Source organism: Kitasatospora sp. NPDC004723, assembly GCF_040609255.1.
In the GTDB taxonomy this organism is placed as follows: Bacteria; Actinomycetota; Actinomycetes; order Streptomycetales; family Streptomycetaceae; genus Kitasatospora.
In genome coordinates this window covers 140,893-165,815 of sequence record NZ_JBEXJT010000012.1, presented here as the reverse complement: position 1 = coordinate 165,815, position 24,923 = coordinate 140,893, and the positions used below count along the sequence as shown (strand labels likewise).

20 protein-coding genes and 2 pseudogenes are annotated in these 24,923 nt (G+C 73.5%); 12 read left to right on the top strand and 10 right to left on the bottom strand.

Annotated elements, in window-relative coordinates:
- Positions 1–84 precede the first annotated feature (84 nt).
- From ABZW10_RS15685 to ABZW10_RS15670, 4 genes are all read left to right on the top strand, one after another.
- Positions 85–1,212, top strand: coding sequence for a DUF3103 family protein (locus ABZW10_RS15685; protein ID WP_355364817.1), 1,128 nt, complete (start codon positions 85–87; stop codon positions 1,210–1,212).
- A 107-nt stretch (positions 1,213–1,319) separates the two neighbouring features.
- On the top strand, positions 1,320–2,081 hold the full coding sequence (locus ABZW10_RS15680; protein WP_355364814.1) for a GNAT family N-acetyltransferase: 762 nt from the start codon (positions 1,320–1,322) through the stop codon (positions 2,079–2,081).
- A 966-nt stretch (positions 2,082–3,047) separates the two neighbouring features.
- Positions 3,048–4,859 carry a zinc finger Ran-binding domain-containing protein gene (locus ABZW10_RS15675; RefSeq protein ID WP_355364811.1) on the top strand — a complete coding sequence of 604 codons (1,812 nt, stop codon included), beginning with the start codon at positions 3,048–3,050 and terminating at the stop codon, positions 4,857–4,859.
- Positions 4,856–5,221 (top strand): hypothetical protein, encoded by a 366-nt coding sequence (locus ABZW10_RS15670; protein ID WP_355364808.1) that lies wholly within the window; start codon positions 4,856–4,858, stop codon positions 5,219–5,221. The genes ABZW10_RS15675 and ABZW10_RS15670 overlap by 4 nt, the downstream gene beginning before the upstream one ends.
- Here ABZW10_RS15670 and ABZW10_RS15665 read toward each other — a convergent pair.
- Together ABZW10_RS15665 and ABZW10_RS15660 are read right to left on the bottom strand one after the other, a co-directional pair.
- Positions 5,218–5,868, bottom strand: coding sequence for a formyltransferase family protein (locus ABZW10_RS15665; RefSeq protein WP_355364805.1), 651 nt, complete (start codon positions 5,866–5,868; stop codon positions 5,218–5,220). The genes ABZW10_RS15670 and ABZW10_RS15665 overlap by 4 nt on opposite strands.
- Positions 5,869–5,932: 64 nt before the next feature.
- Positions 5,933–6,082: pseudogene (locus ABZW10_RS15660) on the bottom strand (GDP-mannose 4,6-dehydratase); the annotation flags it as partial.
- On the opposite strand from ABZW10_RS15660, the pseudogene ABZW10_RS15655 reads away from it, so the two are divergent.
- Positions 6,078–6,614 (top strand): annotated as a pseudogene (locus ABZW10_RS15655) (tetratricopeptide repeat protein); the annotation flags it as partial. The pseudogenes ABZW10_RS15660 and ABZW10_RS15655 sit on opposite strands and share 5 nt — an antisense overlap.
- A gap of 34 nt (positions 6,615–6,648) precedes the next feature.
- On the opposite strand, the gene hrpB reads toward ABZW10_RS15655, so the two are convergent.
- Positions 6,649–9,162, bottom strand: coding sequence for an ATP-dependent helicase HrpB (gene hrpB / locus ABZW10_RS15650; RefSeq protein WP_355364802.1), 2,514 nt, complete (start codon positions 9,160–9,162; stop codon positions 6,649–6,651).
- 4 nt (positions 9,163–9,166) lie between these two features.
- The gene (locus tag ABZW10_RS15645; protein WP_355364799.1) at positions 9,167–10,021 is read right to left on the bottom strand and encodes a class I SAM-dependent methyltransferase; all 855 of its coding nucleotides are present in this window, start codon (positions 10,019–10,021) and stop codon (positions 9,167–9,169) included.
- A gap of 416 nt (positions 10,022–10,437) precedes the next feature.
- Between ABZW10_RS15645 and rpsA the strand changes: the two genes are divergently transcribed.
- The 4 genes from rpsA to coaE all read left to right on the top strand — a co-directional run bounded on the left by rpsA (position 10,438) and on the right by coaE (position 15,728).
- A complete protein-coding gene (gene rpsA / locus ABZW10_RS15640) occupies positions 10,438–11,928 on the top strand; it encodes a 30S ribosomal protein S1 (RefSeq protein WP_355364796.1) in 1,491 nt (496 codons plus the stop codon).
- A 232-nt stretch (positions 11,929–12,160) separates the two neighbouring features.
- Positions 12,161–14,404, top strand: a complete 2,244-nt coding sequence (locus tag ABZW10_RS15635) for an MMPL family transporter (protein WP_355364793.1) — start codon at positions 12,161–12,163, stop codon at positions 14,402–14,404.
- Between the two features lie 25 nt (positions 14,405–14,429).
- Complete coding sequence (locus ABZW10_RS15630; RefSeq protein WP_355364790.1) at positions 14,430–15,071, top strand: MBL fold metallo-hydrolase; 642 nt, start codon at positions 14,430–14,432, stop codon at positions 15,069–15,071.
- Positions 15,072–15,134: 63 nt separating this feature from the next.
- Positions 15,135–15,728 (top strand): dephospho-CoA kinase, encoded by a 594-nt coding sequence (gene coaE, locus ABZW10_RS15625; RefSeq protein WP_355364787.1) that lies wholly within the window; start codon positions 15,135–15,137, stop codon positions 15,726–15,728.
- 7 nt (positions 15,729–15,735) lie between these two features.
- On the opposite strand, the gene ABZW10_RS15620 is transcribed toward coaE, so the two are convergent.
- A complete protein-coding gene (locus ABZW10_RS15620; RefSeq protein ID WP_355364784.1) occupies positions 15,736–16,458 on the bottom strand; it encodes a hypothetical protein in 723 nt (240 codons plus the stop codon).
- 78 nt (positions 16,459–16,536) lie between these two features.
- Between ABZW10_RS15620 and ABZW10_RS15615 the strand changes: the two genes are divergently transcribed.
- A complete protein-coding gene (locus ABZW10_RS15615; protein WP_355364781.1) occupies positions 16,537–17,478 on the top strand; it encodes a LysR family transcriptional regulator in 942 nt (313 codons plus the stop codon).
- Here ABZW10_RS15615 and ABZW10_RS15610 read toward each other — a convergent pair.
- Both ABZW10_RS15610 and ABZW10_RS15605 read right to left on the bottom strand, forming a co-directional pair.
- Complete coding sequence (locus ABZW10_RS15610; RefSeq protein ID WP_355364778.1) at positions 17,430–17,837, bottom strand: hypothetical protein; 408 nt, start codon at positions 17,835–17,837, stop codon at positions 17,430–17,432. The genes ABZW10_RS15615 and ABZW10_RS15610 overlap by 49 nt on opposite strands.
- Positions 17,838–17,916: 79 nt before the next feature.
- A complete protein-coding gene (locus ABZW10_RS15605; RefSeq protein ID WP_355364775.1) occupies positions 17,917–19,539 on the bottom strand; it encodes an alpha/beta hydrolase in 1,623 nt (540 codons plus the stop codon).
- Between the two features lie 271 nt (positions 19,540–19,810).
- Here ABZW10_RS15605 and ABZW10_RS15600 point away from each other — a divergent pair, with 271 nt between their 5' ends.
- The gene (locus tag ABZW10_RS15600) at positions 19,811–20,905 is read left to right on the top strand and encodes a hypothetical protein (RefSeq protein ID WP_355364772.1); all 1,095 of its coding nucleotides are present in this window, start codon (positions 19,811–19,813) and stop codon (positions 20,903–20,905) included.
- Between the two features lie 34 nt (positions 20,906–20,939).
- On the opposite strand, the gene ABZW10_RS15595 is transcribed toward ABZW10_RS15600, so the two are convergent.
- Positions 20,940–21,956: a hypothetical protein gene (locus ABZW10_RS15595; protein WP_355364770.1), complete on the bottom strand. Its 1,017-nt coding sequence runs from the start codon at positions 21,954–21,956 to the stop codon at positions 20,940–20,942.
- A gap of 88 nt (positions 21,957–22,044) precedes the next feature.
- A complete protein-coding gene (locus tag ABZW10_RS15590; protein WP_355364767.1) occupies positions 22,045–22,779 on the bottom strand; it encodes a class I SAM-dependent methyltransferase in 735 nt (244 codons plus the stop codon).
- Positions 22,780–23,056: 277 nt separating this feature from the next.
- On the opposite strand from ABZW10_RS15590, the gene ABZW10_RS15585 reads away from it, so the two are divergent.
- Positions 23,057–23,704: a hypothetical protein gene (locus tag ABZW10_RS15585; RefSeq protein ID WP_355364764.1), complete on the top strand. Its 648-nt coding sequence runs from the start codon at positions 23,057–23,059 to the stop codon at positions 23,702–23,704.
- Here the strand turns inward: ABZW10_RS15585 and ABZW10_RS15580 are convergent.
- Positions 23,688–24,773: a DNA alkylation repair protein gene (locus ABZW10_RS15580; RefSeq protein WP_355364761.1), complete on the bottom strand. Its 1,086-nt coding sequence runs from the start codon at positions 24,771–24,773 to the stop codon at positions 23,688–23,690. The two genes, ABZW10_RS15585 and ABZW10_RS15580, sit on opposite strands and share 17 nt — an antisense overlap.
- Positions 24,774–24,923 lie beyond the last annotated feature (150 nt).

Sequence of the window (24,923 nt, the reverse complement as noted above, 5' to 3'; positions counted from 1 at the left end):
ATGGCGCCGTCGCGTGCGAGTGCGGCGCCGGAACCGTCCGCACCGATGCTCCGACGCCTCACCCCGACGAGCCTGGAGTCCCTCATGTCCCACTCCCGCGTGCGACGTGCCGTCGTCGCGCTCACGGCCCTGCCGCTGCTCGCGCTCGGCGCGGGCCAGGCCGTGGCCACCCCGGCCCCGGCCCCGATCCCCGCCGCCTCCCAGGTGACCGCGATCGAGGACGAGGTCGCCCGCACCCTGGCCGCCTCCCTCGCCGACCCCGCCCTGCGCGAGCGGCTGCGCTCGGCGACCGCTGCCGCGCCCGCCGGGGCCGAACTCGCCCCGCTGGCCGCCGGCCTGTCCGGCGCGACCGCCCGCGGGCTCGCCGCCGCCACCACCCGCGCGGACCTCGGCATAGCCGCCGCCAAGGGCCTCGGCGCCGACCTCGGGCCGCTGCTGCGGGTCCAGCTGGCCGACCCGTCGATGCGGGCCGCCCTGGACGCCGGCGCCGCGCCGCTGGTGGCCACCGCCGGCACCGACGAGCACGCCCGCACCGTCCGCGCCTACGACACCGCCGGCCGGGCCCGCGCCCTGGCCGCCGCCACCCTGCCCACCCGCCCGGTCTACCTGGTCGACATCGACACCGCCAAGGCGCTGACGGCCGGGATCGCCGTGCTCCAGCGGGAGTTGGCCACCCGCGGCATCGCTCCTGCGGCCCAGGCCCCCACCACCGCGCAGGCCGCCGGCTGGTGGGGCACCAAGATCACCTCGATCGAGGTGAACGACGACGAGGAGCCCTGGTTCAAGGGCGCCGCCGAGATGTTCAGCCTGGTGTCCGGCTTCGGACAGGACGGCAAGGTCCGGGTCGACTCGGTCGCCATGCCGTACCTCCAGTACGACCACACGGTCTACTACCCGAACCAGATCCTGGTGAACTGGTCGAACTACAAGTACAACCTGGCCGACGTCGTCCTGATGGAGGACGACGGCGACACCAACTACCTGGCGCTCGCCCAGGCGGTGGCGGCCGTCCTGCTCACCATCGCCGACCAGGGCGCCTACATCCCGCTGGTCAACGCCGTCCTGGCGGCGCTGCCCTCGAACTGGTGGACCGACGACCCGGACTACGTCGAGTCCTGGTACACCCTCGCCCGCACCAGCACCGGCCGCCTCAACGGCGCCCGGGCCAACGGCTGGATGACCGTCGAGCCGTACTGGGTCAGCGCGCTCTGACGCGTCCCCGCCGTCACCGGGCCGGCGCGTCGCGCGTCCGTGCGCTGCGCCGGCCCGCAGTTGATCAACCCGTGTCAAGGAGTCGATTTCGTACTACCGTGGGCCCGATGACGACGGAATCCGGGACGACCGACCAGTCCACCTCCCCGGCCGGGGCGCCGACGCTCCAGGCCCGCAACTCCGCCGCCTGCTGGACCGCGACCGGCGTGTCCCGGGGCCACGAGGTGATCCGGCGCCGCGGGTTCCTCGCCGTCCGCGGCGACGAGCGAGCCGGCGGGCGGATCCTGATCCAGGAGCCCGACCTCGACCCGGGCGAGGTGGCCGAGGTGGGCGAACTGGTCCGCCGGGCCGCCGGTCCGGTGATCGTCGAGGATCCGTTCAGCTCGACGGACCTGAGCCACCTGGGCCTGCGCACCTGGCAGATGCCGATCATGCTGCGCCTGCCCGGCCCCGTCGACGCCCCGGCACTGGACGTGACCCGGGCGCGTCGGCCCGAGGACCTTCAAGCGGCCGAGCGGATCGTGATCGAGGGCTTCGAGCTGGACAGCTTCGAGCCCCACCACCCCGGCGAGCTCTTCCCGGCCGCGCTGATCGAACAGCCGGGCGTGGACGTGTTCGTCGCCTCGGTCGACGGCGCGGCCGCAGGAGCCGGCGTGAGCGTCGTGGCCGACGGCGTCGCCGGCCACTACTGGATCGCCACCTCGTCCGCCTTCCGCTCCCGCGGCGTCGGCCGCGCCGTCATGCTCGGCGCCCTCGCCCACCTGACGGACCTCCCGGCCACCCTCACCGCCTCGAAACTGGGCCGCCCGCTCTACGAGTCCCTGGGCTACACCGTCGCCTCCCCCTCGACCTGGTGGGCCTCCTCCTGAGCCCCGCGCCACCGGGACGTGGGTGCTGTCCCTCCTCGATGAACATGGCGGAGTCTCGGTGAGCCTGGCCGTTCGCCACCGAGCTTTGACGACCGCCGGTTTTCTGCCCCAGGCAGTCTGACCGGGTTTCTGACCAGGTTGGACTCGGCGGCCTGGAGGAGAGGGGGGCGGGCTGTGAGGACGGTAGACGATGACGAGGCCGCCGCGGCCCTGGTGTACATCGCCGTGATTCAGATTCGCGCTATGGCTCGGCGGCGACAGCCCTTCTACCAGTGGATGGGCGATGACTATGTCGTCTGCATCGGGTGGCTCGCCGACCTGGTGCACAACCTGGCATGGCCTCGTGGGCGAACGAGGCTGTGGAGGCTCAGCCGGAAGCGGCGTCGCCGTATGGAACACACCTGGGCAGCGGCTGGGGAGACCGGCCGGAAGTGGATCATCGACAGTTTGGAGGCGGAAGGACTCGTATGGGAACCGCCGTCGGACACGTGCCTCCCAGGTGAGCGCGACAACCGTGCGTGAGAGCCCGTCGCGTTGCCCTCCGGGGGCGTGGTCAGACGTCGGTGGCAACCGGTCAAGGTTCGGTGGTACCGGACGGACGGCCGGACAGGTGCGCAGGAAGTCGGGAGGATCGACTTCCTGCGCAGCGCTGGTGGTTGAGGAGTGGTGTTCAGGTGGCGAGGGGGAGGGGGATGCCCCGCTGAGCCCTTCGACCCGGAGCACTTCGCAGGGAGCGGCCCACCGGTGGCATCAGCCCGTGCGAATTGCCCAACAGCATTGTCTTTTAAGTGATTTGATCTACCGTTATGACTTGCTTTGGTAACAGCGAGTCCATATGACGCCGAGTCACCTCCGGCAGGATGCATGCTGTGAGCATGCATCACGCCCAACACCTCGTCGTCCGGCCGGGGCCTTCCCTCAGGCCCGCTAGGACCTCCGGGTCGTACGAGAACCGGCGATGACCGGATGAACACATTCGACCTGTGGACCTGTTCGCACTGCGGCACGGTCTGCCCGGCGGCCGCCGTCGACTGCGCCGTCTGCGGCGCCGCCCTCAGATCTACGCCGCCCGGGGCGACCGTGCTGGCCGGCGGTAAGCCGGCGCCTCCGATGGCCCCCACCTTCGCGCCGCCCGCCCCGGTCACCGGCAGCACCGGCAGGGCATCTGCGACACCGAGCAGTTGGACGACGGCGCCTGCCCACAGCGGCCTGTTCCGCACCGCGCCGCACGGTGCCGTTGCGCATCAGCAGGCTCCGCATCCGGCATCGGACGCCACTCGCTATCTCTGCGCGGCCGTGCAGTCGGAGGGCAACCTGGCCAACAAGGTCATCGAGTCCGTCCTCAAGGAGCCCCATCGGGCCATCGCCTCCTCGCCTGGCGTCGACCTGGTCTGCGTTCTGCGCTACGCGCTCGCCGCGCGCTTCCGGCAGACCACCGCCCTGGTGCTGCTCGCGCTGACCATGATCGGGATGGTGGGCGCCTTCGTCTTCCAACCCCTCTCCGACGGCTCCCTACACTTCCCCCACGGCTTCCACCCCCTCTCCCAGTTCGCGTCGATCGTCGTGTTTCTCCTGGATCCGTTCCTGTTCCCGCATCCGCCGCTCGCCTTCCCGCTCCTCGCCGTGGCCTGGGTGATCGTGCTGGTCGAACAGCTGATCACGTTCTACGGCGTCCTCCGGCCCAAGCTGGGCCGGGCCACGTTCGACCCCGCGCAGGCGCCGCACGTCCGGCTGCAGGACGAGGAAGTGCTGCGCCGGCTGGCCACCGAGGACCGACAGGGGAACGTCTCGGTCTTCTCCGGCTACGAGCCGTTCGTCGGCTACGGGAGGCTGCTCAACAACTGGAACTTCACCGTCCCGGTGGACCGGCCCGATAAGCAGTACGACGACGTGCGCCCCTTCACCCTGAAGGCCCTGGACGCCGAGGTGATGACGGCGGTCACCACCCTCGGACTGCCCGGGGTGGAAATCGCCGAGCGCGTTTTCGTCAGCGGGGCGGACCTGGCGCAGGGCCTGGACCCGGCGCTCCGCCCGCTGCTGCTTCCCCGGCCCGAGGACCGGCCGCAGATCGCCCTGGACCCGGCCGTGCTCGACCGTCTGCGGGACGACGGTGTCGGGCGGGTCCGGCCCTACCTGGTGACCTCGGTCTCGGGGTGGAACAGCGAGCTGGTGGCCACCACTACGGTCCGCTTCTCCCTGAGCCCCGCCCGGGACCTGCTGTTCGTCGAGGGTGCCATGTCGCTGCTGCTGCCGCTCCACCGCCGCCATCACCAGGTCGACCACCTGCTCGACCGCCCTACCGGGTGGCAGCTGTTTGCGCTCCTGCGGTCCTCGGCCAGAGCCGCCCCGTTCCGGCTGGTGGCCGCCCCGTTCAGGCTGGCCTTCATGGTCTGGGGGCAGCTGACCGAGAAGCACAAGTACCGCAAGCAACGCCGGCAGATCGCCCTCGGCGCGTTCGACTACGGTGCCAAGCTGAGCCTCCGGGAGACGGCGAGCGATTCCCGGTTCCACCGGTACTTCCAGCAGATCGACAGTCAGATGTACCTCAAGATCGTCGAACGCCGCGTCCTGGACACCCTCACGGACTTCCTGGCCGACCACCAGGTGGACATCTCCGACCTCCGGGAACGCCAGAACGTGATCTACAACGGCGGCGTGTTCGCCTCCGGCGACGCCACCGTCAACTTCGTCGACTCCCCGGTGGCCGCCGGAGCCGCCAGCAGGATCATGACCCGGGTCGGCCTCGCGTCGACCGGTGGAAGGGGGCAGGACCGATGACCGAGGACCGGCGCATCAGCGGTGGACTCCACATCAGTGGCAACGCCAACGTGAGCTTCAGCGGATCGGGGGTGGCGGCCGGTGAGCACTCCTCGGTCACCGTCCACTCCACGTCCACGCCGGTGGATGAGGAGGCCCTCGCCCGCCGGGTGCTCGCGCTCGCCGAGCAGCTCCGGGGGAGCGCCGACCCCGCCAGGGTTCAAGCGGCGGAGGACCTCGAGCAGGCGGTCGCCGCACCCGCGCGGCGCTGGGAGCAGGTGTTGGCCTACCTGGCCCGGGCCGGGCAGGGTCTGGCCGCCACCACGGCGGTGGCCGTCGAGATCCAGGGCCTGGACACCGCGGTGAGAGCGCTCCTGCCTTAAGAAGACATCTCATTGGATTCCGCCCGCGTCCAGTTGCTGCGTTCGCCGAGGCCGGCGTTGTCGCGGCTGAAGTGGGTGACCGCCGCAGATGTCTCCTGCGGTCGGGGCACGATGTGCTCCAGCTTGGGCAGCGTGTCCGAGATGAGCAGCCGCCCGTGTTCCATGGCCCGCCGCCACACGTCCTTGACCTCGTCCACGTCCGGCCAGATGGAGAAGACCGCTTCGGCGAGGATCGGCCCGGAGTCGATCCCGGAGTCGATGACGTGGATCGTGATGCCGTGCAGGTGCTCGCGGTTGCGCAGCGCCCAGTTGACCGGCCGCACGCCCCGGTAGCCGGGCAGGCGGCCAGGATGGCAGTTGATGATGTGCTCGGTGGCGTCGATAAGCTCTGGGCCGATGAGTTTGTCATAGAGAACGCTGAACACCAGGTCGCAGCGGCCCGGCTCCAGGTCCCGCCAGTCGCCCGAGCGTAGGACGCGGGTGGCCGGCCAGCGCTCGGTGACGTAGTCGGACAGCCGCATGTCCCAGTCCGGCTCGACCGCGTTCGGGATCACCGTGTCCAGTACGGTGCCGGTCAGAGCGGCGATCGTCTCGCACGCGTGCGCGGCGAGGGCCCCCTTCCCGAGGACGGCCGCGCGCCTCACCATCCGTTCCCGGTGGCGCGCTTGAGGGTGGCGGCGACGTGGTGGACGTCGCCCTCGGTCATACCTCGCCCAGGTTCTCCACGCTCCCGGCGTAGGTGAGGGCGTCGAGCACGGTCACCTGGGCCACATGGTCACACCGCAGCAGCCGCCTGGCGAAGTGCGAGCCGATGAAGCCCGCACCTCCGGTGATCAGCAGCTTGTTCGGCAGTACCGCCATGCGGTTCGCGGACGCCGCCTCAGCCGCCTCACCGCAGGCCGGCCCTCGGATGCGGGCCTTCCTCGCCGGACAGCAGGCCCATTCTGCGGCCCAGACCGGCGACAAGGCCGGAGCCCTGTACCACCTGGGGATAGCGGAGGTCGCGATGGAGCAGGCCGAGTCCAAGGCCAAGGCGTTCGGCTCCTACGACCCGTCCTCCCTGGCGTACCACGAGGCCAAGGTCCGCTGGGAACTCGGCGACAAGGCCGGCGCCATCGCCGCCATGGAGACGTCCGACCGCCTGCGGTACTCCGTCTACGTCCGTAACCGGGTGCGGATGACCGGCATGCTCGCAGAATGGAAGGTGCAGGCCGGCCGACTTGAAGAAGCCTGTGTGGACTGGCACCGGGCTCTCGACGACTACCAGGCCATCCAGTCCGGTCGGGCTGATGATCGCTTCCGCTCGATGATGGCCATGATCAAGCCCTACCAGGGCAACCGGCACGCACGCGACCTGTACGACCGTGCTCGACCGATGGCGAGGACGGCCTGACCGGAACCGGGCGGGTTGTGTGAGGCTCCGCCACCTACTGCTTCCTGGCGTTGGTGCGCTTGGTGGGCTCCGCCGTGGTCGGGTCCTCGGGCCAAGGGTGGCGGGGGTAGCGGCCCCTGAGGTCTGCGCGGACGGCGTGGTAACCGTTGCGCCAGAAACCTTCCAGGTCACCGGTGATGGCGGCGGGCCGGCCGGCGGGGGAGAGCAGTTGGACGGTGAGTGGCACTCGTCCGCCGGCCAGGGCCGGGGCGGCCTTCCAACCGAAGAGTTCCTGCAACTTGACGGCCAGTACTGGGCGTTCGGTGGTGTAGTCGACGCGGATCTTCGAGCCTGACGGCACGGTGATGCGTTCCGGGGCGAGTTCGTCCAGGCGGCCGGCCTCGCCGGTGGACCAGGGGAGGAGGCGCTGGAGGGCCGCCGTGGTGTCGATGCGGGCGAGGTCGGAGCGGCGGCGGGCGCGGGAGAGTTCGGGTTCCAGCCACTCGTCGGCGCGGTTGAGCAGCGCCTCGTCGGAGACGTCGGGCCAGGGGGCTCCGATGGCGGTGTGGAGGAACGCAAGGCGCTCGCGCAGGTTGGACGGGAAGCTCAGGAGGGTGCTGATGCCCTCGCGGGTGAGGCCTTCCAGGAGAGCGGCGCGGACGAGGGCCCGGTCGGGGTTGGTGAGGGGCTTCTCGGCGAGTTCGATGGCACCGAGGGATTCCACCCGGCGGGAGACGACTTCGCCACGTCGGGTGTCCCAGTGGACTTCGGCGCGGGTGGTGAGGAGCGGCGCACCGGCCTGCCGGGCGGTGTCCTCGTCGAGGGCGGCGGCGTTCAGGATCCGGGCGGAAGGGGAGCCGGCCGGGCGGTCGGCCGTCGCGACGGCGAGCCAGGGCAGGGCGCCGAGCGCGGTTCCCGGGGCGAGTTCGGCGGCGGTGCCCGAGGCCATCAGGTAGGGGCTGCGCTCGCCGGGGGCGGGCCGCTCCACCCGCGCGCGGGCGATGCGTTCGGGGAAGGCGAGGGCGACGACCAGGCCGACGGCCGTGGAGTCGGGGAGGCCGGTGGACGGTTCGGAGCCGGAGGCGCGACGCAGGCGGCGGGTCTCCTCGCGCCAGCGGCCCGCGTAGGGGTCTCGCGCGGTGCGGACGGTGCGCAGGACGGTGGTGAGGTCGTCGCCGAGGGTGCGTGGGGGTTCCTCGGAGAGCAGGGCGACCACCTCGGCGGCCCGGTCGGCGCCGACCAGGGGCGCGCCGTCCACCAGGGCCCGTCCCAGCCGGGGGTGCAGGCCGGTACGGGCGAGCCGGATGCCGCGCGGGGTGGCCCGGCCGTCGGCGGAGACGGCTCCGAGGGCGAGCAGGGTCTGTCGGGCGGCGGCCATCGCGCCCGCCGGGGGCCGGTCGGGCAGGGCGAGGCCGGTGGCGTCCGGGTCGCCCCAGCAGGCGGCCTGGAGGGCGAAGGACGTCAGGTCGGCGAGCGCGATCTCGGGGGTGGGGAAGCGGGCGGCGAGGGCGTCCTCGGCCTCGTGCCAGCACCGGTAGACGGTGCCGGGGGCCTCGCGCCCGGCGCGGCCGGCCCGCTGGCGGGCGGCGGCCAGCGAGGCGCGCACGGTGACCAGGGCGGCGAGTCCGCGCGCGTGGTCGGTGCGCGGTTCGCGGGCCAGCCCGGCGTCGACCACGATCCGGACGCCGGGGACGGTGAGGGAGGACTCGGCGACGGAGGTGGACAGGACGACGCGGCGGGAGGCGGACGGCGCGAGCGCGGCGTCCTGGACGGCCTGCGGGGCGCGCCCGTGCAGCTGGAGGACCTCGGCGGGCGCGCCGGCGAGCTGCCCGGCGACGCGGGCGATCTCGCCGACGCCGGGCAGGAAGCAGAGCACGTCGCCCTCCCGCTCCGCGAGCGCCCGCCGGACGGTGGCGGCGACGTGGTCGAGCAGCGCGAAGTCCACCCGGGTGCCGTGCGCGGGCCGCACGGCCCGGGCGGGCGGCGCCCGGACCACCTCGACCGGGTGCGAGACTCCGTGCGCCTCGACGACCGGCGCGCCGCCGAGGAGTTCGGCCCAGGCCGCGGTGTCGGAGGTGGCCGAGGCGCAGACGATCCGCAGCTCGGGCCGCAGGGCGGCGCGCACGTCGAGCAGGAAGGCGAGCGCGGTGTCGGCGTCCAGGTGCCGTTCGTGGCACTCGTCGAGGACGACCACGTCGACGCCGGGCAGCTCCTGGTCGCGCTGGAGGCGCTGGAGCAGCACACCGGTGGTGACCACCTCGACCACGGTCTCCGGGCCGACGCGCCGCTCGCCGCGCACGGTGAAGCCGATCTCGGCGCCCACCGTGGAGCCGAGCAGCCAGGCCATCCGCCGGGCGGCGGCCCGGACGGCGAGCCGTCGCGGTTCGGCGACGAGGACGCGGCGAACAGGTCCGGAACCGAGCAGGCCGGCCAGGGCGAGCGGCACCAGGGTGGTCTTCCCCGTGCCGGGCGGGGCGGCGAGCACGGCGGTGCCGTGGGCGTCGAGGGCCCGGTGCAGGGCGGGCAGGGCGGTGCGGACGGGCAGCTCGCGCCAGGCCGGGTTCAGCAAGGTGTCAGCCCCGCTCGGCGACGAAGATCGCGGTGCCGGGGATGAGCCGTCCGCGCAGCGGGGACCAGCCGCCCCAGTCCTGCTCGTGGCCCTCGGGCCATTCGGGCTCGACGAGGTCGACCAGCCGGAAGCCGGCGGCGACGAGTTCGCGGACCCGGTCGCCGAGGGTGCGGTGGTGCTCGACGTAGGTGGCCCGGCCCTGCTCGTCCTGCTCGACGTAGGGGGTGCGGTCGAAGTAGGAGGAGACGGCGGTGAGCCCCTCGACGCCGGGCTCGTCGGGGAAGGCCCAGCGGATCGGGTGGGTGACCGAGAAGACCCAGCGCCCGCCGGGCCGCAGCACCCGGTGGACCTCGCGCATCAGCGCGGTGGTGTCGGCGCTGAACGGGACGGCGCCGTAGGCGGAGCAGGCGAGGTCGAAGGAGGCGTCGGCGAACGGCAGCACGGCGGCGTCGGCCTGGACGACCGCGACGGGGGCGGCGCCTCGGGCGAGGTCGATCCGCAGCGAGTGCTGGAGCTGGCGGTGCGAGATGTCCAGGGCGACCGGGTGGGCGCCCTGGCCGGCCAGCCAGCGCGAGCACTGGGCGGCGCCGGCGCCGATCTCCAGGACGGTGCGGCCGGCGACCTCGCCGAGCAGCCGGGTGTCCGCCTCGTCGAGGCCCTCGGGGCACCAGGTGAACCGGTCGTCGCCGAGGAACTCGCCGTGTTCGTCCTGGTATTCGTCGGCGTTGCGGTCCCACCAGTGGCGGCTGGCGCGGCTGCTCTCGCCGGTGCCGGCGGAGCGCCTTACCGCGTCGTCGCCGTCCTCGTCAAGATCAATGGGGTCGGGGAGGGGGGTGCCGGTCACGGTTGCTAGGCCCATCGCGTAGGGTGTCGTCTGCGGAAGCGCCGCTGCCGCGAACCGGGCCGAGAGGTCCGGTGTCCCGGCGGTGGCATCCGGGGAAGGTCCTCCCAGCGGCCGCCACCCGTTGAGGTGCGCAATCGGAGGATATGGCCTGTTCCATACCGGGCTCCACCGTCTTGCCGTTCTTGGCGTTGACCGTGCCTGGCCGTCCCCGTATGCTACAAGTTGCGCTGCGGGCCTGCGCGCCTCGGACGGAGCAGGTCGCGCTCGCATCTGTCGAAGACCCCACGGTCGCAAGACGGACGCCGATCTCCCGTTGTCTCGGGAACCCCGGTGCTCCGTGTTCTTGGCTGTCCGGCTTTCGGTGGGAGCGATACGGGCCCTCCGCGTGGCATTACCTACGACTTCATGTCCGTACCGGAGCCCTTTTCCTAATGACGAGCCCCACCGACTCCTCCCTCAGCACCACCCCGCAGGTCGCGGTCAACGACATCGGCGACGCGGAGGCCTTCCTCGCCGCGATTGACGAGACCATCAAGTACTTCAACGATGGCGACATCGTCGAGGGCGTCATCGTGAAGGTCGACCGTGACGAGGTCCTCCTCGACATCGGTTACAAGACCGAGGGCGTCATCCCGTCCCGCGAGCTCTCGATCAAGCACGACGTCGACCCGCACGAGGTCGTCGCCGTCGGCGACAACATCGAGGCCCTGGTTCTCCAGAAGGAGGACAAGGAGGGTCGTCTCATCCTGTCCAAGAAGCGCGCTCAGTACGAGCGTGCCTGGGGCACGATCGAGAAGATCAAGGAAGAGGACGGCATCGTCACCGGTACCGTCATCGAGGTCGTCAAGGGTGGTCTCATCCTCGACATCGGCCTCCGTGGCTTCCTGCCGGCGTCGCTGGTCGAGATGCGCCGCGTCCGCGACCTCCAGCCCTACGTGGGCAAGGAGCTCGAGGCCAAGATCATCGAGCTGGACAAGAACCGCAACAACGTGGTCCTGTCCCGCCGTGCCTGGCTGGAGCAGACCCAGAGCGAGGTCCGCCAGACCTTCCTCACCACCCTGCAGAAGGGCCAGGTGCGCTCCGGCGTCGTCTCCTCGATCGTCAACTTCGGTGCCTTTGTGGACCTGGGTGGCGTCGACGGCCTGGTTCACGTCTCCGAGCTGTCCTGGAAGCACATCGACCACCCGTCCGAGGTTGTCGAGGTCGGCCAGGAGGTCACCGTCGAGGTTCTCGACGTCGACATGGACCGCGAGCGTGTCTCCCTGTCGCTGAAGGCGACCCAGGAGGACCCGTGGCAGCAGTTCGCCCGTACCCACCAGATCGGCCAGGTCGTTCCGGGTAAGGTCACCAAGCTGGTTCCGTTCGGTGCGTTCGTCCGCGTGGACGAGGGCATCGAGGGTCTGGTCCACATCTCCGAGCTGGCCGAGCGCCACGTCGAGATCCCGGAGCAGGTCGTCCAGGTCGGCGACGAGATCTTCGTCAAGGTCATCGACATCGACCTCGAGCGTCGTCGCATCAGCCTCTCGCTGAAGCAGGCCAACGAGGCGCTGGGTGCCAACCCGGCCGAGGTCGAGTTCGACCCGACCCTGTACGGCATGGCCGCGTCCTACGACGACCAGGGCAACTACATCTACCCGGAGGGCTTCGACCCCGAGGCCAACGACTGGCTGGCGGGCTACGAGAAGCAGCGCGAGGAGTGGGAGCGGCAGTACGCCGAGGCCCAGGCGCGCTTCGAGCAGCACCAGGCCCAGGTCATCAAGAGCCGCGAGGCCGACGCGGAGGCCGCTGCCGAGGGTGGCGACGCCGTCGCCGCCGCTGCCGGTGGCTCCTACTCGTCCAGCAGCGACGAGGGCTCCGGCGCCCTGGCCTCGGACGAGGCCCTGGCCGCCCTGCGCGAGAAGCTGGCCGGTGGCCAGAGCTGAGGCTCTGCCCCGCTGGTGCGTGACTAGCGCATAGCGTCACCGATGAACCCCGCTCGGTTTCCGAGCGGGGTTCATTGTTTTTCGACCTTCATTATTCATTCCTTATGTGAGGGATTTTTGTGATGAGGGGCTCATTCAATGCCTATGGGTGATTCGGGAATTCAGGCCTACCTTGGGAGGAGTTGCCCGATGGGTCGCTCACCCGGCCCCGCACGCTAGGCACCCTCCGCACATGAGCCTTCGCTCCGCCGTGTCCTCCGCTGCCTCCCCCCGCCCGTCCGTCGATCCGCAGGTCGGCGGACGCCTCGCCGCCCTCGGCCGGTTCTGCTACCGGCAGCGTCGCTGGGTGCTCGGTTTCTGGGCGGTCGTGCTGGTGATAGGCGTGCTGATCGGCGGACGGGTCTTCGAGGGCTCGGTGGCCGGCGCCTCCTCCTCCGCCTCCGAGGCGGACCGCGGCAGCGCCGTCGTCACCGCCGCCGATCCGGCCAAGGGCACCGTCACCGCCGTGGTGGACGGCCGGCCGGTGGACGACACCACCGTCCGGGACGCCGTCACCCGGGCCACCGCCGAGATCGCCGCCCTGCCCGGGGTCTCCTCGGCCACCGACGCCTACGGCCCCGGCCCGGGCGCGGCGGCGCTCCGCTCGGCCGACGGCAACGCGAGCCTGGTCTCGGTGCGGATGGCCGACACCAGTACCTCCGCCGAGACCACCGCCGTCACCCAGCGACTTTCCGCCATTCAGGGCGAGGTCGGGACGGACGGCGCGAAGGTGACCGTCGGCGGGGACCTGGTGCTCCAGGACGAGGTCAAGAAGCAGACCGAGAAGGACACCCGCTTCGGCGAGATCGTCACCCTGCCGCTGACCCTGGTCGTGATGGTCCTGGTCTTCGGCGGCCTGGCCGCCGCGAGCCTTCCGGTGATCGGCGCCGTCGCCTCGGTCGGCGGAGCGCTGCTGGCCATGTTCGGCTTCAGCCGGATCATGGACATCGACACCAGCGTGCTGCCGATCGCCACCGTGCTGGGCCTGGGTCTGTCGATCGACTACGCGCTGCTCATGGTGCAACGTTTCCGCGAGGAACGCGGCCACGGCGCCCCGATCGCCGCCGCCGTCGAGCGGACCGCCGCCACGGCCGGTCGCACCGTCGCCTTCTCCGGCCTGACCGTGGCCGTCGCCCTCTCCGGCCTGTTCGTCTTCACCAGCCCGGTGCTCGCCGCCGTCTCCGCGGCCGGCGTGAGCGTGGTGGTGATCGCGGTCGCCGCCGCGCTCACCCTCGTCCCGGCGCTGCTCGGCTTCGCCGGGAGCCGGATCAAGACGCCCACCGCGCCCGTCCCCGACGACGGCTTCTTCAGCCGCACGGTGCGCCGGGTCGGCAAGCGGGCCGTGCCGGTGGTGCTCGCCTGCACCGCGCTGCTGATGGCCGCGGGGGCGCCGTTCCTGCACGCCGACATGCGCAACTCCGGTGCCGCCGTGCTGCCCGCCTCCTCGGCCGGGCGGCAGGTCGCCGAGACGATCGACCAGCGCTTCCCGCAGGCCTCGGCCGCTCCGATCACCGTGGTGGTGGACAGCGGTGCGGCCGTCGCCCAGGCCTACGCGGACGACGTGGTGGCCAAGCTGCCGGGCGTCAGCGGCGTGCGCGCCGTCACCCCGGTGAGCGACACCGTCTCCACCATCGACGTGCTGGTGCACGGCGACCCGCAGGGCGGGCAGGCGAAGCAGGTCGTCAAGGAGCTGCGCGCGGACCGCGGCGGGCTCACCACCCAGGTGACCGGCGGGGCGGCCTCGGTGATCGACTTCCAGGACGAACTGCGCACCCGCGGCCCGATCGCGCTCGGCCTGGTGGCCCTCGGCACACTGATCCTGCTCTTCCTGATGACCGGCTCGGTGGTGATGCCGGTCAAGGCCCTGCTGATGAACCTGCTCTCGCTGGGCGCCTCGCTCGGCGCGCTCACCCTGGTCTTCCAGGACGGCTGGTTCAGCGGACTGCTCGGATTCAGCCCGACCGGCGGACTGGAGACCTTCATCCCGGTGCTGGTGTTCGCCTTCGCCTTCGGGTTGTCGATGGACTACGAGGTCTTCCTGCTCTCCCGGATCAAGGAACTGCGGGACAAGGGGCACAGCTGTTCCCGGTCGGTGGAGCTGGGCGTCCAGCGCAGCGGTCGGATCATCACCTCGGCGGCGCTGCTGATGGTGATCGTCTTCGCCGGGTTCGCGCTCGGCGACATGCTGATGGTCAAGCAGATGGGCATCGCGCTGGCGGTCGCCGTGGCGGTCGACGCCACGGTGGTGCGCTGCCTGCTGGTGCCCGCCGCGATGAAGCTGTTCGGCGAGTTCAACTGGTGGGCGCCGGCCCCGCTGCGCCGGCTGCACGACCGGTTCGGGCTGAGCGAGCACGTCGAGCTGCCGGAGATCGGGCCGGCGGCGCTGCCGGTCCAGCGGCCCGCCGCTCCGAAGGAACTGGTCGGCACCGCCCCGTAACGGTTCCGGAGTACCGTGCTGAGGCATGCGGATCACCAAGTTCGGACATGCCTGCGTACGCCTGGAGCACGAGGGGACGACCGTCGTCGTCGACCCCGGGATGTTCACCGATCCCGCGGCCCTGGTGGGCGCGGACGCCGTGCTGATCACCCACGAGCACGCCGACCACTTCGAGGAGGCCCGGCTGCGGGCCGCGCTGGAGGCGGACCCGGCGCTGCGGGTGTGGACCAACCCGGACGTCGCCCGGCAGCTGGAGGGGGTGGGCCGGCGGGTGACGGCGGTCGGCGAGGACGACGCCTTCGACCTCGGCGGGATCGGCGTCTCGGTGCACGGCGAGTGGCACGCGGTGATCCACCCGGACATCCCGCGGGTGCGCAACGTCGGCTTCCTCTTCGACGGCCGGCTGTTCCACCCGGGTGACGCGCTGACCGTGCCGCCGCAGCCGGTGGACACCCTGCTGCTGCCGATCGCCGCGCCGTGGACCAAGGTCGGCGAGCTGATCGACTACGTGCGCGAGGCCGGGCCGCGGCAGGCCGTCCCGGTGCACGACGCGGTGCTCAGCCCGGCCGGCGTCGCCGTGCACACCCGGCTGGTCGGCCCCGGCGGCCCGGGCACCGGCGCGGAGCTGCACACCCTGGGCGAGGGCGAGAGCCTCGACCTGGGGTGACTCGACCTGGGGTGACTCGACCTGGGGTGACCGCGCGGTGAGGTCCGCCGGTAGCCTGGCGCCATGCTGAAGATCGGACTGACGGGCGGCATCGGCGCGGGCAAGAGCGAGGTGTCGCGGCTGCTCGCCGCCCACGGCGCGGTGATCGTGGACTCCGACGTGATCGCCCGTGAGGTGGTCGCCCCCGGTACTTCGGGCCTCGACGCCGTGGTCGCCGAGTTCGGCGCGGGCGTGCTCGCGGCGGACGGCTCGCTGGACCGGCCGGCGCTCGGCGCGATCGTCTTCGCCGACCCGGCGCGGCTGCGGGCGCTGAACGCGATCGTCCACCCGCTGGTCCGGGCGCGCTCCGCCGAGCTGGAGGCGGCGGCGGCGCCGGACGCGGTGGTGGTGCACGACGTCCCGCTGCTCGCCGAGAACGGGCTCGGGCCGCTGTACGACGAGGTGATCGTGGTCGACGCGGCGGACGAGGTGCGGGTCGAGCGGCTGGTCCGGCTGCGCGGGATGACCGAGCAGGAGGCCCGGGCCCGGATGGCGGCCCAGGCCAGCCGGGCCGACCGGCTGGCCGTGGCCGACCTGGTGATCGACAACAGCGGCCCGCTGGAGGAGCTGGCGCCCAGGGTCGCCGAGGTGTGGGAGCGGCTCACCGCCCGCCGCTAGCGGCTCTTCACCGTGACACCGTGACGCGGTCGGCCGCGGCGGCGGCGAAGGCGCGGATCATCGGGTGGGCCCGGGTGCCGTCGTCGGCCAGCTCCGGCTGGAACAGCGAGGCCAGGAAGAAGGGGTGCGCCTCGGCCGGCAGCTCCAGGATCCGCAGCTGCCCGGAGTCGTCCGCGCCGCTGAACCGCAGGCCGCCCGCGCGCAGCCGCTCCAGGTAGGCGTCGTTCAGCCCGTACGCGCAGTGGTACCGCTCCACCGTGCGCGGCGCGCCGAGGACGCGCTCGGCCAGCGAGCCGGGGGTCAGCCGCACCGCGCCCTCGTGTCCCACCAGCGAGCAGCTGAGCGGCACGATCACCAGGTCCGCCTCGCCGGGATGGCTCTCGCCGTGCGCGGCGCCGCCGATCCCGCAGACGTGGCGGGCGTACTCCAGCACCGCGTGCTGGAAGCCGGCGCAGGTGCCGAGGAAGGGGATGCGCCGCTCGCGGGCGGTGCGGACGGCGGCCAGCGCGCCGTCCTCGCTGCGGTACGGGCTGCCGGGGAGCAGCCAGACGGCGTCGAAGCCGTCCAGTGCGCCGGGGGCGGCGGCGTCCTCGGTGGGGATCCAGTAGGCGTCCAGGACGAGCTGGTCGCGGTCGGCGAGCGCGTCGAGCAGGGCGGGGACGCGGGTGTGCGAGCGGACGGCGGTCGAGCGGTCGCCGACCAGGGCGAGGCGGGGGACGGGGTGGGTCATGGGGCTATCCTGACCGGCGGCGCCGCATCAGCGCCAACGATGATTGCTTACCCCTCGATCAGTGGACGTGATGAGCGCGTGGAGCCGCAGCAGCTGCGCACCTTTGTCGCCGTGGTCCGGCTGGGCTCGTTCTCCGAGGCCGCCCGCGAACTCGGCTACACCCAGTCGGCGGTCTCCCAGCAGATCGCCGCGCTGGAGGCGGACCTCGGCACGGCGGTGCTGCACCGCCGTCCGGTCGGCCCCACCGAGGCGGGCGCGCGGCTGCTGGAGCACGCCTCGGCCCTGCTGCTGAGGATCGACGCGGCGCGTGCCGACATCGCACGCCTGGCGGGTGCCGCGAGTGCCTGTCTCACCGTCGGGGCCACGCCGCTGGCGCTCGGGGCGGAGGTGGGGCGCGCGCTCGCCGAGGTGCGCCGGGTCCATCCGACGGTGGACCTGACGGTCCGGGTGCTCGCCCAGGACGCGCTGCCCGCCGAGGTCGCGACCGGCGCCGTCGACCTCGCGCTCGTGGACGGTCCGGCCGCCCCGTCCGACCCGCTGCCGCTGCCCGACGTGGGCCCGCTCGCCACCGTCGCGGTCGCCGAGCAGCCGCTCGCCGTCGCCCTGCCGGCCGGCCACCCGCTGGCCGGGCGCTCCGGGCTCGCGCTCGCCGACCTGTCCGCCGCCCGCTGGCTGCACGCCCCCGCCCTCGCCCCGACCGGCGCCCGGCTGCGCGCCGCCACCGCCGTCGACGGCTACCGGCCGTCCCTGCGCTACCTGGGCACCGATGTGCGCGGGCTGCTCGCCCTGGTCGCGGCCGGGCACGGGCCGGCCCTGCTGCCCGCCGCGGTGGCGGCCGGTGCGCCGGGGGTGGTGGCCGTCCCGGTCCGGGCGCCCCGCCTGGTGCACCGCACCGAACTCGTCCACGGGGCCCTGCCGGAGGGGCCCGGCGCGCTGCTGGCCCGGCTGCTGACGGGGGATCCGGACGGGACTCAGCCGACGATGCGGGCGCCGGGACAGCAGGGGGTGTCGACCCGGTAGCAGACGTAGCGCAGACAGCCCAGACAGATCGATATGTTCTCCAGCCGCCAACTCTGGCCGTGACAGGTGCAGTCGGCCCGCTCGCGCAGCAGCGTGTCCCAGCCGTCCGCACCCCCGTTGGCGGCGAAGGCCGCGGCGACGTAGGCGGTGGTGGCCGGGGTTTCGTCGGCGGTGCCGCGCCGGGTGGCGTCCAGGTGCCAGCAGTACAGGGCGAGCAGCGCCCGGCCGTCGACCAGGCGGTAGCCGGCCCGGCCGTCGTCCTCCCAGTCCCGGACCAGCCGCGCGACCCGTTCGGGGAACGGGCGCGCGGGGTCGAGGAGGCGGCGGTTGCCCTGCAGCCGTGGCGGGTTGGCGGTCATGTGGTCCCCTTTCCGGGGCCCACGGTAGGGCGTCAGGTCGCGAAGTCCCCGACCGGGGTGGGAGCTTGGTGAAGGCTTGTTACGCGCACGTGGTGCCGTCGGGCGGCACCACGCCGTCCAGCAGGTACTGGTCGACGGCCTGCTTGAGGCAGGGGTTGCCGGTGTCGTAGCCGCCGTGGCCCTGCCCGCGCAGGGTGACGGTCACCCCGACGCCCGGGCCGAGCCGCTGCGCCATCGCGCGGGCCCCCTCGTACGGGGTGGCCGGGTCGCCGGTGTTGCCGATGACCACGATCGGCGCCGCGCCGGGGGCGTCGACCTCGGGGTGGTCGGTCCGTCCGGGCACCGGCCAGTGCGAGCAGGCGGTCAGGCCCCAGGCGGCGAAGTCGCCGAAGACCGGGGAGGCCTGACGGAACGCCGGGAGCTGCTCCCGCACCTCGGCCTCGGTGTAGCGCTGCCGGTCGTCGACGCAGCTGACGGCGCGGTTGGCGGCGAGCAGGTTGCTGTAGTGGCCCTGGGCGTCGCGGCCCGTGTAGGCGTCGGCGAGGGCGAGCAGGGTGGTGCCGGAGCCGCCCTGCATCGCCTCCTGGAGGCCGACGGCGAGGGCGTTCCAGCTCGCCTCGCTGTAGAGCGCGGCCGCGATGCCGGTGACGGCGAGGTCCTGGGTGAGTCTGCGACCGCTGTCGGCCGGCAGCGGGGCGGCGTCCAGGCCCTGCAGGAGGGTGGTGATCCGCCGGGTGCCCTCGGCGCCGCCCGGACCGGTCGGGCAGGCCTCGCCCGCCTGGTCGGCGCAGGCCGCCATGAAGTTCTCCAGGGCGAGCTGGAAGCCCTTGGCCTGGCCGAGCGAGCTCTGCAGCGGATCCTGGGTCGGGTCGACGACGGCGTCCATCACCAGGCGGCCGACGTCGTGCGGGTACAGATGGGCGTAGACGCCGCCGAGTTCGGTGCCGTAGGAGAAACCGAAGTAGTGCAGCCGGTCGTCCCCGAGTACCTGGCGCAGCAGGTCGAGGTCGCGGGCGGCCGAGACGGTGTCGACGTAGGGCAGGACGGCGCCGGAGTTCTGCTGGCAGGCGGCGGCGTACGCGGTGTTGGCCTCGTCGAGCGCCCGGGCCTCGGCGGTGTCGTCCGGTGTGCCGTCGACGGCGGCCGAGGCGTCCGTGGCGGCGTCGTCCAGGCAGCGCACGCCGGCGCTGTCGCCGATCCCGCGCGGGTCGAAACCGACCAGGTCGTAGCGGGTGTTGAGGTCGGCGTAGTCCTTGGCGAGGGCGGGCAGGGTGGTGACGCCGGAGGCGCCGGGGCCGCCGAAGTTGTAGATCAGCGAGCCGATCCTCGGCCCGCCGGTGGACCTCGCCCGGATCAGCGCGAGGTCGATGGTGCGCCCGTCGGGCCGGGCGTGGTCCAGCGGGGCCTTCAGGGTGGCGCACTCCCACGGCGCGCCCGGGGCCCGGCCGCCGCCCTGGGCGGCCGACGGGGCCGGGCAGGCGTGCCAGGCGAGCTGCTGGCCGGTGAGCGCGGCGGGCAGCGCCGGGATGGCGGTGGCGGTGGCGGAGGCAGTGGAGGGGGAGGGGGAGGCGGCGGTGCTCGCGGGGGTCGACGGTTCGACCTTGGCGGAGCTCGCCGGGGAACCGTTGTGGCACGCGGCGAGGCCGCACGCCAGCGCCACGGCCAGGCCCAGGGCTCCGGCGCCGCGTACGACAGGGTGCATGGGGGTTCCGATCCGAGGCGGCCGGGGGAGCTTCCGTGCGGGAAGCCTAGGTCGGGGACGGGGCGCCCGCCCGCCGGACTGGTCCGTTCCGGCGGCGTCCGTCCGTGCTGCCGCACCGCCGTGTCACCCCTGCGTGTGTCGGAAGCCCCGTCGGCCCGTCACGGGCCCATGAACACCGTGGGTGTCTGGTTGGCTACGCATGGCGCGCGGCGCTCGCGTCGACCCCTGTGGGTCCGGCGCGGCGGCCGTTCATCGACAGACGGGAGAAGAAGTGGCGGACAAGCGGCTCAAGGCCTGGGGCAACAACCGTGCCGGCCAGCTCGGTGACGGCTCCTGGGCCGCCCTGCACACCAAGGCCACCACCGTGCTCGGGCTGGCCGGCTCCGACGTGGTCAGGACCGCCGCCGGCGGGGCGGGTGCGGCCACGGGGCACGGGCTGGCGCTGCTGACCGACGGCAGCGTGCGGTCCTGGGGCGCCAACGGCTCGGGGCAGCTCGGTGACGGCTCGGTCTCCGGCCGCGGCGCGCCCGACTGGGTCGTCAACCTGGGCGATGCCACCGACATCGCCGCGGGCGGCGCCCACAGCCTCGCCCTGTGCGAGGACGGCACGGTGCTGGCCTGGGGCCGGAACGCCCACGGTCAGCTCGGCAACGGTGGCGACGCCGACAGCAGTGTCCCGGTCCGGGTCAGGCGCCTCGACGAGGTGATCGCCATCGCCGCCGGCCTCCACCACAGTCTGGCGCTGCGCGCGGACGGCACCGTGTGGGCCTGGGGCCACAACGTCAACGGCCAGCTCGGCGACGGGACTTCGGCCGCCCGCAACGTCCCGGTCCAGGTGGCCGGCCTCGGTGCGGTCAGCCGGATCGCGGCCGGCGCCAACCACAGCCTCGCCGTGAGCGGCGGGAGCGCGGTGAAGGCCTGGGGCTTCAACGCCTCCGGCCAGCTCGGCGACAACACCACGATCAACCGCTACACCCCGGTCCACACCCGGGGCGGCTGGTCCGGCGGGGTCAGCTGGATCGCGGCGGGCTCCCACCACAGCCTGGCCGTCACCGGCGGCGACCACCGGCTCAGGGCCTGGGGGCAGAACACCTCGGGCCAGCTCGGCGACGGCAGCACGACCTTCCGGGTCACGCCGGTGCCGGTCCCGGGCCTGGCCGGGGTGCGGCAGGTGGCGGGCGGCCGTGAGCACACCGTCGTCCTGCTGGCCGACGGCGAGGTCCACTCCTGCGGGGCCAACGCTTCCGGCCAGCTCGGCGACGGCAGCACCACGGACAGCAGCTCCCCGGTGCGGACCTTCACCGACCTGGTCCGCGCCGACACCATCGCCGCGGCGGTCGGCGGCGACTTCAGCCTCGCCGACTGACCCGGTTCGCCCCGTCGGCGGTCGGCGTCGGTGGTCAGCTCGCCGACGGGGTCTCGGGCCGCAGGGCGCGGACGGCGAACAGCGTGGTGAGGTGCGGCGAGCCGAAGTACAGCGGCAGGTTCCCGGTGCGGAAGTAGCCGCCGGCCGGCCAGGAGCCGTCCGGCAGCTGGGCCCCGGCCAGCCGCCGGCGCAGACCGGGCAGGTCGGCGGTGGCGCCCGTGTACTCGCCGGCGAGTACGAGCAGCGCCGTTTCGAGCGGGGTGTCGGCGAACTGGGTGGTGACGTGCTCGACCGCGCGCCGCGCCGGTGCGGCCAGTTCGGGCACGGCGGTGGCCGCCCGGGCGGCGGCGTGCAGGAAGGCCTCGGGCGAGGCGTAGTACCGGGTGCCGGTGCGGGGGCCGCTCAGGTGCTGGCGGACGTACCGCAGCGTCGCCTCGGCCGCCGGGTGCGGCAACCGGCCCGCGGCGCCCGGGAGGTGGAGCGCGAAGAGGATGTCGGCGGCGATGACCGCGTCGTAGCGCCGGCCGCGGGAGGAGGTCTGGTCGCTGTCCTCCCAGTAGGCCGGTATCGGGCCGTCGTCCGGGCCGATCTGGGTGTCCAGCAACTGCTCGGCGTAGTCCGCCGCTTCGTCCGGTGCGAGCAGCCCGTGCCGGGCGAGTCCGGACATCGCGACCGCGGTGCTGCCGGTGTCGGCGGCGAAGGGCACGCCGGGCGGGAAGAGGCCGTACCGGTGGCGCGAGGGGTGGCGGTACCTCTGGACCTGCCCCGCCAGCGCGGCCACCAGCTCGCGCTCCTCGGGCCGTTCGGCGTCGGGCCGCAGCAGGGCGAGGCCCCACATCGCGGACAGGCCCTCGTGGTCGGGGTCGAACCCGAGGTCCACCCCGTGCGAGACCAGCAGGCGCCGGCGGGCGTCGGCGCCGGTGAGCGGTGCCCGCAGTTCCGGGTCGAGGCCGGGCCGGGCGGACGGCAGCCCGCCGGGGCCCAACGCCCCGTGCAGGAAGCCCAGTCCGCGCCCGACGGCGGCGTCCCACACTGTTTCGTCGGCGGACATGTGTCCCGTCCCCTCTGGTCGCCCTGCTCCACTGGCCGGTACGGCCGGCCACCCCCGTCCCTCCTCCTACCCCGCGCCGACGCGCGTCTCACCCGGCGGGCGGCCTGCGGAACAGCGCGGTGAGCAGCACGGGCAGGCCGAACAGCGGCGAGCCGGGTTCCTGCGGCAGCATCGGGCGGAGCTCCAGCTCGGTGAAGTCGCCGAAGATCCAGCGCAGTTCGTCCGGGGTGAAGGCGAGGCCGCCGTCCAGCCTCCCGGTGCGGTAGAGCTCGGCGTCGGGCAGCTCCGAGCCCATCGCGCCGGCCGCGAAGCAGGTCAGCCCGAGGTGCCCGCCGGGTGCCAGCACGCGCTCCAGCAGCGCGAGGTAGCTGATCCGGCGGTGCGGCGGCAGGTGGTGCAGGCAGCCCGAGTCGTACACCAGGTCGTAGGCGGGGAGGGGGAGTTCCACGGTGAAGATGTTGCCGTGGTGGAACCGCGGTGCGACCCCCGCCGCCTGTGCGCGCTCGTGCGCCCAGGCGAGGGCGGTGGCGGAGAGGTCGACGGCGTCCACCTCGAAGCCGCGGGCGGCGAGGTGGACGGCGTTGCGGCCGGCCCCGCAGCCGAGGTCCAGCACCCGCGCGCCGGGGGCGAGCAGGCCGCGGTCGAGGTGGGCGACGAGGTTCTCGTCCGGCGCGGCGGCGAAGAACGGCCGACCGGAGGCGCGGTCGGCGTAGAGGCCGTCCCACCAGTCGGCGGCCCGGTCGGTCCAGCGGTCCGCCTCGGGTGCGAAGAGCCCGTCGAGCAGGGCGAGGACGTCGTCGGTGGAACGGATGGAGCGGTTCAAGGGCGGCCCTTCCGGCGGGGGTTCGGTACGGTCGAGCCTAGGAGTTCGCGGGCGTCCGGGCACCCCCGAGTCGGCTTCGCCGAAAGGCCCGTGCGGGCGGTGGCGGGCGCGGCCGGCGGCGGTCCGGCAGGGTCCCTCGGGGGTGGGGGCGGCCGGCCGGTGGCGCTGTCGCGGGAGGCCGGGAAGGGCCCGTCCAGCAGCGCGGGCGAGGGTCGGGGCGGGCCGTCCGAGGTCAAGGTTCGGTCTCGGTCCACTGCCGCTGGGTAGGGTCGGCGGCATGACGGACGAGCTGCTGCGGGTGGTGCTGATCGGGGGGACGTCGAACACCGGGAAGTCGACGGTCGCCCGGCTGGTGGCGGAGCGGCTCGGCTTCGAGTACCGGTCGACCGACACGCTGGCGCGGCACCCGGGCCGCCCCTGGCCGGTGCCGGGGTGGGAGGTGCCGCCGCACGTCGCGGAGCACTACCGCACGCTCACGGTGGACGAGTTGATCGCCTCGGTGCTCGCGCACTACGCGCGGCTGCGACCGGTGATCGGGGAACTGGTCGCCGAGCGGGTGGCGGACGGCGACGGCCCCGGTCTCGTCCTGGAGGGCTCGGCGCTGTGGCCCGACGGCACGGCACGGCTGGTCGGCCCGGGAACCGCGGCGCTCTGGCTCACCGCGGACGAGACCGTGATCCGTGAGCGGATCCGGCTCGGCGGTCGGTACGCGGAGGCGACGGAGGACGGGCGGCACCTGATGGACAGGTTCCTGGCCCGCAGCGTCCGGTACCAGGAGCTGATGCTGGCGGAGCTGGACCGGCTCGGGCCGCACGGACCCGGGCCGGTCCGGCTCGACGCCGGGGGCGGACGGTCCGCCGACGAGCTGGCGGACGCCGTGCTCGCGGCGGTCGGGCGGCGGCGGCCCCTCACAGGTGGAGGGTGAACGAACCCTCCCCGTGGCGGCGGCCGTTGACCTGGAGCTCCAGCAGGTGCACGCCCGCGTGGTAGCGCCGGGTGCTGATCGGCTTCACGGCGTGCCGGCGCACGGCCCGCCAGGTCTCGCCGGGCGCGAGCGAGCGGGTGGTGAGCTTGAAGACCTTGGGCGTGCGGCCGCCGTTGGCCTTCACGTGGTGCACGACGTAGTCGATGACCACGCTGGCGCTCTCGTCGTGGGTGTTGGTGACCGCGTACTCGAACACCAGCTCCTCGCCGAGCCGGATCTCGGCGGTGCGCACGAGCGGGCCCTCGACGTCCACCGGGACGTCGGGGCGGTGGCCGAGCAGCGCGAGCGCCTCGGGCCGGCCGGCCTTGATCAGGGTGCGCAGGCCGTGCCGGACCAGCGGGAGGGTGGTCGGCGCCGGGTCGGCGAGCCAGCGGGCGGCGGTCTCGACGGCGGTGCCGGGGTGGTCGCGGCTGATGTCGTTGAGGTGGTTGGCGACCGAGCGGCGGACGTACTCCGAGGGGTCCCGGTACAGCGCGTCGAGCACCGGCAGGGCGGGCGCCGGATCGGCGATCAGCGCCGGGAGCTGGGGGGCCCAGGGCAGCCGCGGCCGGGTGCCCTCGCTGGCGAGGCGGCGCACATGCGGGTCCGGGTCGGCCGTCCACCGCTGCACGACGGCGAGCGCGCGCCCCTGGTCGGCGCGGAGGAAGGGGCGGACGGCGGTCTCGGAGGTCAGCCGCGGGGTGAGCGCGGCGAGCAGCGCGAGCGCCGGTTCGAAGGCGTCCAGGCCGCGGACGGCGACGGCCTCGCCGACCGGGAAGGTCATCCAGCCGGCGAACTCCTCGTCGCGCAGCGCCGCGCGCAGCACCCGCTCGAACGCGGGGTAGTCGGCCGGGAGATCGGCGAGCACGGCGTCGCGGATCGCGGCGACGCGTTCGCTGAAGCCGAGGCCGTCCAGCGCCGCCGCGCAGCCGTCGAGGGCGTCGGTGGTGACGCCGTGGCCGGCCCGGGCCAGGCAGCGGGCGAGTCCGGCGACGGTGTCCGGGTTGAGCATCTCGGCGGCCGAGGGCACGGCGGTCTCCTTGGGGCTCGGTGGTGCGGCGGCCGCGGACGTCACCCGCCCGCCGCGGCCCGTGTAGCGTGGCACACCCCACTGACAACGGGTGCCCTGCGACCTGTGACGCGGTGGAAGCCGGGCGGACGGCCGGAAGGGACGGGGACG